Annotated in this window: 5 protein-coding genes and 2 tRNA genes; 5 read left to right on the forward strand and 2 right to left on the reverse strand. The window is 68.5% G+C overall.

Features of this window, described 5'->3' with window-relative positions; genetic code table 11:
- The first annotated feature begins 16 nt into the window (after positions 1–16).
- From H5J31_RS13750 to H5J31_RS13765, 4 genes are all read left to right on the forward strand, one after another.
- Entirely contained in the window at positions 17–1,900 is a 1,884-nt protein-coding gene (locus tag H5J31_RS13750; RefSeq protein WP_181772927.1) for a serine/threonine-protein kinase, read from the forward strand.
- 9 nt (positions 1,901–1,909) lie between these two features.
- Positions 1,910–3,754 (forward strand): serine/threonine-protein kinase, encoded by a 1,845-nt coding sequence (locus H5J31_RS13755; RefSeq protein ID WP_181772928.1) that lies wholly within the window; start codon positions 1,910–1,912, stop codon positions 3,752–3,754.
- 100 nt (positions 3,755–3,854) lie between these two features.
- Positions 3,855–3,929 (forward strand) — tRNA-Val (locus tag H5J31_RS13760).
- Positions 3,930–3,964: 35 nt separating this feature from the next.
- Positions 3,965–4,036 (forward strand) — tRNA-Val (locus H5J31_RS13765).
- Positions 4,037–4,084: 48 nt separating this feature from the next.
- Here H5J31_RS13765 and H5J31_RS13770 read toward each other — a convergent pair.
- Positions 4,085–5,023 (reverse strand): alpha/beta fold hydrolase, encoded by a 939-nt coding sequence (locus H5J31_RS13770; RefSeq protein ID WP_236005033.1) that lies wholly within the window; start codon positions 5,021–5,023, stop codon positions 4,085–4,087.
- A 124-nt stretch (positions 5,024–5,147) separates the two neighbouring features.
- On the opposite strand from H5J31_RS13770, the gene H5J31_RS13775 reads away from it, so the two are divergent.
- Positions 5,148–6,347, forward strand: a complete 1,200-nt coding sequence (locus tag H5J31_RS13775; RefSeq protein WP_207898007.1) for a GNAT family N-acetyltransferase — start codon at positions 5,148–5,150, stop codon at positions 6,345–6,347.
- Positions 6,348–6,966: 619 nt separating this feature from the next.
- Here the strand turns inward: H5J31_RS13775 and H5J31_RS13780 are convergent.
- Entirely contained in the window at positions 6,967–7,995 is a 1,029-nt protein-coding gene (locus H5J31_RS13780) for a hypothetical protein (RefSeq protein ID WP_181772930.1), read from the reverse strand.
- Positions 7,996–8,088 lie beyond the last annotated feature (93 nt).

Raw genomic sequence — 8,088 nt, forward strand, 5'->3', positions numbered from 1 at the left:
GGACAAGGGGGCCTTCGTGAAGCCGTTGAACACCGGCGAACCCACCGGCGTGGGGCGTTACCGGGTGTTCGCCGCGCTCGGTGAGGGCGGGATGGGCCGGGTGCTGCTCGGGATCTCGTCCGACGGCCGCCTGGTCGCGATCAAGCAGGTCCACCCGGGGTTCGCGCACGACCCCGGCTTCCGCGAGCGGTTCCGGCGCGAGGTCGAGACGTCGCGCCTGGTCTCCGGCGCGTACACCGCACCGGTCATGGACGCCGACCCGCACGCGCCGACACCGTGGCTGGCCTCGGTGTTCGTGCCCGGACCGTCGCTGTCCGAGGCCGTCGCCACCGGCGGGCCACTGCCGTTCGGGTCGATCCGGCACCTCGCCGCGGGGCTCGCGTTGGCGCTGGGCGACATCCACCGCGCCGGGCTGATCCACCGCGACCTGAAGCCGAGCAACGTCATCCTCGCCGGAGACGGCCCCCGGGTGATCGACTTCGGTATCGCCCGCGCCGTCGAAGGCGACTCGGAGCTCACGCACACCGGCGCCGTCATCGGCTCGCCCGGATTCATGTCGCCGGAGCAGGCCGAGGGCAAGCCGCTGACCTCGGCAAGCGACATGTTCTCCTTCGGCGCGTTGCTGGTGATGGCCGCGACCGGGACGAACCCGTTCACCGGATCGTCCACTCCGCACACCTTGTACAACGTCGTGCACGTCCAACCGGATCTGCGGCAGCTGGCCCCGGAACTCCGGCGGATCGTCGAGCCGTGCCTGGCGAAGAATCCGGCGGACCGGCCGTCCCCGGCCTGGGTGCTGGAGCAGCTGGGGCCGATCCCGCCGATGCCGAGCCCGTGGCCGCCGATCGTGCCGCATCTCATCGACAAGCAGCAGGCCGAGGTCGGGCGGTTGCTGAATCCGCCGGCGAAGCGGTCGAAGCGCGGCCTGTACGCCGGGCTCGCCGCGGCCGCGGTGGTGCTGCTCGCCGGTGGCGTCGTCCTCGCGGTCTCGGTGAACAAGGAGGATCCGCCTCCGGCCGCCGTCGCCGCGCCGAGCACGTCCCCGCCTCCGGACGTCCCCGTCACCACCCCGGTCAACCCGGATCCACTCGGCCCGGACAACCTGCGCAAGGTGGATCTGTGCAAGGTCCTCGAAGGACGCGCCGTTCCCGGGTTCGGCAAACTGACCAAGAAGATCGACATCCATTTCGACTCGTGCACGTACGAGTCGCCCTCGGGCAAGTGGCTCGATCTCGGCGTCGGCGGCGACGTGATCCAAGGCGAGCCCGGTGACAACATCGAAGGGCTTCCGTCGAACATCAAGGGCTCCAGCGACTCTTGCGAGGTGGCCGTCGCCGTCACTGGGCTGCGGAACACCGCCCTCGCCGCGAAAGTCAACTCGCTGTCCTCAAAGGACGAAGCCTGTTCGGTGGTGAAGGCGGCCCTCGCCGACGCGGTCAAGCGCATCCGGGCCGGCGGCTTCGACCGCGACCTTCCGGCGGGCACACTGGCCCTGCTGGATCCGTGCGCGTTGGTCGGCCCGGTGACCGCGGACCGGCTGATCGGCCCGGTGGCCGAAACGATCCGCGAGCACCTGCACCAATGCCGCTACGACGCGGCGGGCGGCCTTCGGGTGGACCTCGTGCGCGGGTACCCGCCCACTCAGTCGAAGGACGCGTACTACACCAAGACCGCCACGCTGGACCTCGGTGGCACCAAGGTCTACCTGGCCGCGGTGGACGACGGCATCGCCCGATCGCATTGTTCGCTGACCTGGCAGCACCGGTCCGTCAGCGAGCGTGACGGGGAGAACGTGGAGCTGATGTTCAGCACCAGCGGCACGAAGCTGACCGCCGACCAGGCCTGCGAGAAGGCGAAGGCCTTCGCCGAGGTGCTGCTGCCGAAACTCCCGAAACCCTAGGGCTGATCAGTGAAACCGTTGAATCCCGGCGAACCCCGGCAGGTCGGCCGCTACCGGATCATCGCCGAGATCGGCGAAGGCGGTATGGGCCGTGTCGTGCTGGGCCTGGCCCCGGACGGCAGGCTCGTCGCGCTCAAGCAGTTGCACGCCCAGTTCGCGCACGATCCCCGGTTCCGTGAGCGGTTCCGTCGCGAGGTCGCCACCTCGCGCCTGGTTTCCGGCGCCTACACGGCGGCCGTCATGGACGCCGACGCCGAAGCGGAAACCCCTTGGCTCGCCTCGGTCTTCGTCACCGGACCGTCCCTGAAAGAAGCGGTGGACGCGGCCGGGCCGCTGCCCGTCGAGTCGGTGCGGCTATTGGCGTCGGCGCTCGCCGCGGCGCTCACCGAGATCCACCGTGCCGGGCTGATCCACCGGGATCTCAAGCCCAGCAACATCATCCTTACGAGTGACGGCCCCCGAGTCATCGACTTCGGCATCGCGCGCGTGGCCGAAGACGCCCAGGACCTCACCGGCACGGGCGCGATCATCGGGTCGCCCGCGTTCATGTCCCCGGAACAGGCCGGCACCGGGCAGGTCACCGGGGCGAGCGACGTGTTCGCCCTCGGCGCGATCCTGGTCATGGCGGCGACCGGACGCGGCCCGTTCACCGGACCGACAGCGCCCCAAACGCTGTATAACGTCGTGCACGGCACCGCGGATCTCAGCGACGTCCCAGAGGAGATCCGGCGGCTCGCCGAGCCGTGCCTGGCCAAGGACCCCGCGAGGCGCCCGACACCGGAACAGATCCTGAACCACCTCGGCCCGGTGCCGCCGGGGGTGGCTCCGTGGCCGCCCGCGGTGCACGCGCGGATCCGGCAGCAGGACGCCGAGGTGCGTTCGGTGCTGGCCCTGCCGCTGCCGGTCTGGCGGCCGCCGCCCAAGAAGATGGCGCCGCGGACCAAGAAGATCCTGTTCGGCTCGCTCGCCGCGGTCGTCCTGCTGTTGGTCAGCGGGATCGTGGCGCTCGGCCTCTCCATCGCCGAGTACGCCAAGCCCGAGGATCCCGGAGTGGCGTCGCTCGCGGTGACCGAGGCTGTCAGTCCGGAGCGGCTGAGGCTGACCGACCCCTGCAAGGTGCTCGCCGGCCGCTTCGTGAAGGAATCCGGCACGCTGAAACCGGAATCGGGGTCACTCCATCCGGCTCGCTGCAAGTACACCGGCCTCAACGGCGTCACCTTCAACCTGCAGCTGGGCGAGAGTGTGACCGTGAGCGGTCTCGAGCGGACGGACCGCACCGCCGAGGGACTTCCCCTGCTGCGCAGCACGATCAGCGGAGGCTGCGACTCGGTGGTCCAGCTGCCGGCGGAGCGGCGGTTCGGCATCGTCGTCTCCCGTTCGGGCAAGGAAGGCGACCCCTGCAAGTCCGCCGACGACATGCTCACCGCCGCCCTCGCGCGCCTGCGTACGCACGAGGTCGATCGCGCCGGCGACCCGGCGAGCATCCTCCCGCTCGACCCGTGTGCCGTCGCGGATCCCGCCGTCGTCGGCAAGAACATCGCCAACGCGGAGTCGGCGCCGCGCACGCTGCGGATCTGCGAGTGGCAGGGTGGTGGGAACACGCTGACCGTCGAACTGAACCTCGGTGCGTACGTGGCCGACGGGTCGCCGGTGGACCTCGGCAATGGTGTCACCGGCGACCTGCGCGGTGCCGGGACCACGAAGTGCACCGTGCATTGGCAGCATCGACCGCTCCCGAACCGTGAAGCCGAACACGTCACCGTCATGATGCTCGGTAGGGAGGGGAGCGGAAGCTCGTGCGACCCGGCGAAGGAGATCGCCGCGTCCATCGTCCCGAAGCTGCCGAAGCCGTGAATCCGCCTGCTCGCGCGGGGATTCGATCTCGAAGGGGATCCCCTGTGCGGGCCCGAAAACCGGTCCGCTAAGCTAGCTTCAGTACGAACAACTACACAACGCGCGTTTAGCTCAGCGGGAGAGCGCTTCCCTGACACGGAAGAGGTCACTGGTTCAATCCCAGTATCGCGCACCAGGTTCACTTCCCCGGTGAACCGGAGTTCGTACAGCGGGCGATTAGCTCAGGGGGAGAGCGCTTCGTTCACACCGAAGAGGTCACTGGTTCGATCCCAGTATCGCCCACCGCGAGCCCCACCTTCCCAGGTGGGGCTTTTCGCTTTGCGCCGGTTGCTAGGAACACACTGAATCGAGGTGTGCGAGGAGCAGGGCCGACGTGGTCTCGGCGGCCTCTTCGGGAATGGTGTGGCCGATGCCCGCGAGGTTCTCCAGCCGGTACGGCCCGGTGACCCAGTTCTTGGTCGCCGCCACGCCCGAGGGGGCGACCATCGGATCCTTCGTACTCGCGATGAAGAGCGTCGGGACCGTGACCCGCTGCTCGTAGCCGGTGAAATCGTTGGCCCGGTACCAGTTCAGCACGGCGGTCAGGGCGCCCGGCTCGGAAAGCCGCCGGAAGTACTCCGCGCACTTCTCCGGTGAGGCGCCCGGTATCTTGGGCGGCCCGGACGCGAGAATCGTGTTCTCCGGGATCGGGGTGGGCGCCCGGAAGTCGTTCATGTACTTGGATGCCTTCTGCTGCGCAGGATCGGTCCGCAGTGCCTCGGCGAAGGCACCGAGGTGCGGCACGGAGACAGCGGTCAGCGAGCGTACCCGGCGTGCGTACTTCGCCGCGGCGATCCAGGCGACCGCGGCACCCCAGTCGTGTCCGACCAGGTCGAAGCTGTGCCAGCCCAGGGAGTCGGCAATCGCCCGGACGTCCCTGACCGGGTGGTCCAGTTGGTAGTTCTCGATCCCGGTCGGTCGTACGCCCGGTGAGTAGCCCCGCTGGTCGGGCGCCACCGCCCGGTATCCGGCGGCGGCGAGTGCGCGCAACTGATGCTCCCACTCGATGCCGAATTCGGGGAAACCGTGCAACAGGAGCACTTTCCGGCCGTGTCGCGGCCCGGCGGCGACGGCATCGAAAGTGCCGGCGGGCGTAGGGATCTTCAGCGGGGTGATCCGCGGCAGATCACCCGCGGACGCCGTGCCCGAGATACCGAGGGACGCCACGCCGACGACTGCGGCCGTGGTGCTCAATTTGATGAAGTCACGACGGGAGGGAGAGATCGACATGCGGCCAGCCTGTCGGCCTGGCGAGCCGAAGACCATCGGGAGCGCCCCCTAAAGCCCGGTGGGGCTAGCCCTACCAGGCCTGAGGACGTGTCGCGAATCGTGGCTCCCGACGTACGGTGAGCCCATGTATGCCGGGCTCACGGAGCGCATCGAGGCGAACGTCGCCGAACATGCCTGTCATCTGCATCGCCGTACCGACGGGATGACTGTTACGGAAACCGGCGACCTGGTGATCGCCGACAGCGGTATCGAAGGTGATGCCGGTACCTTCAACATCGTCGCGAACGCGCGTTTCGCGCCGGATGAGGTGAAGAACCGTCTTTCCCGCACAGCGTTCACGCTGCGTTTGACCGGCCGCGCCTTCTCGTGGTGGGCCGGTCCGAATTCCGCGGACCTGCCGTTCGACTCCGTGCAACTGAGGGCCGGGAAGAGGGAAGCCGCGATGTGGGCCCACACCGCGGACATCCCCGCTGCGGGCCCCCACCCGGATTTGGAGATCCGCCGGGTCCGCACCCCCGAGGAACTCGCCGACTACGCCCGAATCCTGGCCGCCGACTGGAATCCACCTGCCGTCACCGTTGTGGAGTTCTACGATCGTGTGGCCCCGTCCGCCCTCGCCGAGGACTGCCCGGCGCGGTATCTGATCGGTTACCACCGTGGCGAGCCGGTCAGCGCAGGCGAGATCTTCCTGCACGCCGAGGTCGCCGGTATCTACGACATCTCCACTCTGGCCGCCTCCCGGCGCCGGGGATTCGGCGGCGCCATGACCTTGGCCGCGGTGGACAGTGCTCGCGCCGCCGGATACGACACCGTGGCGATCCGACCGTCCGCCGAGACCGAGCCGGTGTACCGCAGGCTCGGTTTCCGTACCGATGGCTGGTTCACTGAGTACCCCGTCCCGATCGTCCCGTTGGAAGACCGCGGCTACACCACGCGGGAGCAGCTGATCTCCGTCGGCTTCGAACACGTCCACGTGGAAAACGATCGCTACGACGGCCCGCAAACCGGTGTCGCCGACATCTCCGGCGTTCCCCACTACTTCGTCAGGCTGAACAGCTTGTTCGAAGACGGCGACGAGTTCTCCGTCTGGCCGATCGACGACGAGAGCCTCGCCCTCGAACAGGAGGCCTGGCGTCTCTACGTGAAAGCGTGGGATGCGGGGGACCAGAAACCCGCGCGCCTCAACGAGCTCGAATCGCTGCTGGCGGCTCGCCGTGGTGCGCCGCCCGCCACTGCTCGAACGATGTTCGCGCAGTGGCGTTTCGACGAACGCGATGCGCGCCACGACGCCGACGGACCTACCTACATGATGCGCTGGCGCTAGTAGTGCGGGACGAAAGTGAGGTGCCCGCGGTCGAGCAGCTGCCGTGGGGAGCGTTGCCGTCGGTGAACTGCGATCCGCTCCTGAAGCGCATCTCGCCCTCGGGATGAAGCCCGACGGCATCGAAAACACGCGCACATCGGCAGAAGACCGCGTTCATGGGAAATTGCTCGACAGCAGCCGTTCGCGAGGGCGTCGCACGCATCTTCCCGACGCGAACTCGGAAGCCGCCATCCGTTGCCACGGACCTGGGTCACTGACAGCACTGTCGGGGCACGCGCGACAGTGCTGGTCTCACTCCAGACAGGCCGATTGGTCTGACCGAAGAAGCAGGCCACGCCGGTCCATCCAGATTGGCAGGATGCCCATTTCGATCACCGCGCCCCGTCGAACGACTGGCAGAAGGCGGATCCGTGCGCACTACTCACCGACGCGGTGGCGACGCTGCCGGGCATCGGCCCCGGCCGCCCGTGAAAGGCGACCGGGGCCGACGCGAGCGTCGGTGTGCTGCTGAACCAGCCGGCCGACCAAGCCCGGCTATGTCCGGGCGGACGACGGGAACCACTGCCTGATCTACGTCGACGGAGCGCCGGCGAAGATGGTCAGAACGCTCGGCCGGTGATCAGGAACAACGCCAGACGTACGGGTGGTAGATCCGGTCGGCGTCCATGCGCGCCCCCGCCACCGTGCCGTCGTCGCCGATCCGGGACGGGATGTCGAGCGTGATGTCGCCGAAGTTCGACACCCACGCGCCCTGCTGCCATACGCCGTAGCCGGTGCCGCTGTTGTCGTTGCCGCCGTGCGCCTCGTCGATCCGGCCGGTGATCAGACCGTCCCGGTTGATGTCGAACTGCGGGTTGGTGTTGGACAGGTTGTAGCTCGAGTTGGGCAGCACGTGCGCGGCGCCCTGCTGGTCCCAGTAGACGCCGACCTTCTTGTCGTTGTATGTGGCGTAGCCGACCACGCGACCGTTGGAGAACGCGGTGCCGCCGGGATAGCGCAGGCCCGGCAGCGTGCCGAGCTGGGTGATCGTGCCGGCCCGCCAGATCGCGAGACCGGAGTTGCGCAGCAGCAGCACCGAGCCGTCCTCGTCGACCTCCTGGGGCGAGGTGGGGTCGGGAGCCAGACCGGGGAGTGTGGTGACGGTGCCCGGTTGGGCGGCAGGCCAACGCACCACCGTGGTCAGGCCGCTGCCGTCACCCCAGACGTAGCCGGTGATGTCGCCCGCGTCGTTGATGCCGAGTGCGGCGGCCTTGGTGTTGTCCCCCAGCTTCGGCAGCTCCTCCAGCACGCCGCCCCGAGAGCGGAACGCCGTGCTCACGGAGAATCCCCCGATGTGCAACTGTGCGGTGCCGACGATCGTGCCCGCGCGGTTCTCGTCGGCCACCTGGTATTCGCGCGGGTTGCCGATCCCGGGGAAGACGGAGTACGCGCCGTTCTTCCAAGCGATCGGCCGCAGGCCGTCGGTGGTGCCTGCGACGCCGGCGAAGCCGCCCTGATGGTCGGTCGCGGTCGGCAGCCCACTCTTACTCGGCACGGGCAGTGCCGTCGGACGCCAGGTGCAGGCCGCCGCGGCGGATGCGGTCGAGGTCGGGGCGAGCAAGGCCGCCGCGATCAGCAATGCGCCACCCAGTAACCGGTATCTGTGCACGTTTCCCTCCAGAAAGTGTTGGTGAACACGACCAAGGATCACATTCGCCTCCATTGGAGGGGGGCGTTTATAGGGGGTGCTTTCGCATAAATA

This window comes from Amycolatopsis pittospori, from assembly GCF_013870525.1.
In the GTDB taxonomy this organism is placed as follows: Bacteria; Actinomycetota; Actinomycetes; order Mycobacteriales; family Pseudonocardiaceae; genus Amycolatopsis; species Amycolatopsis pittospori.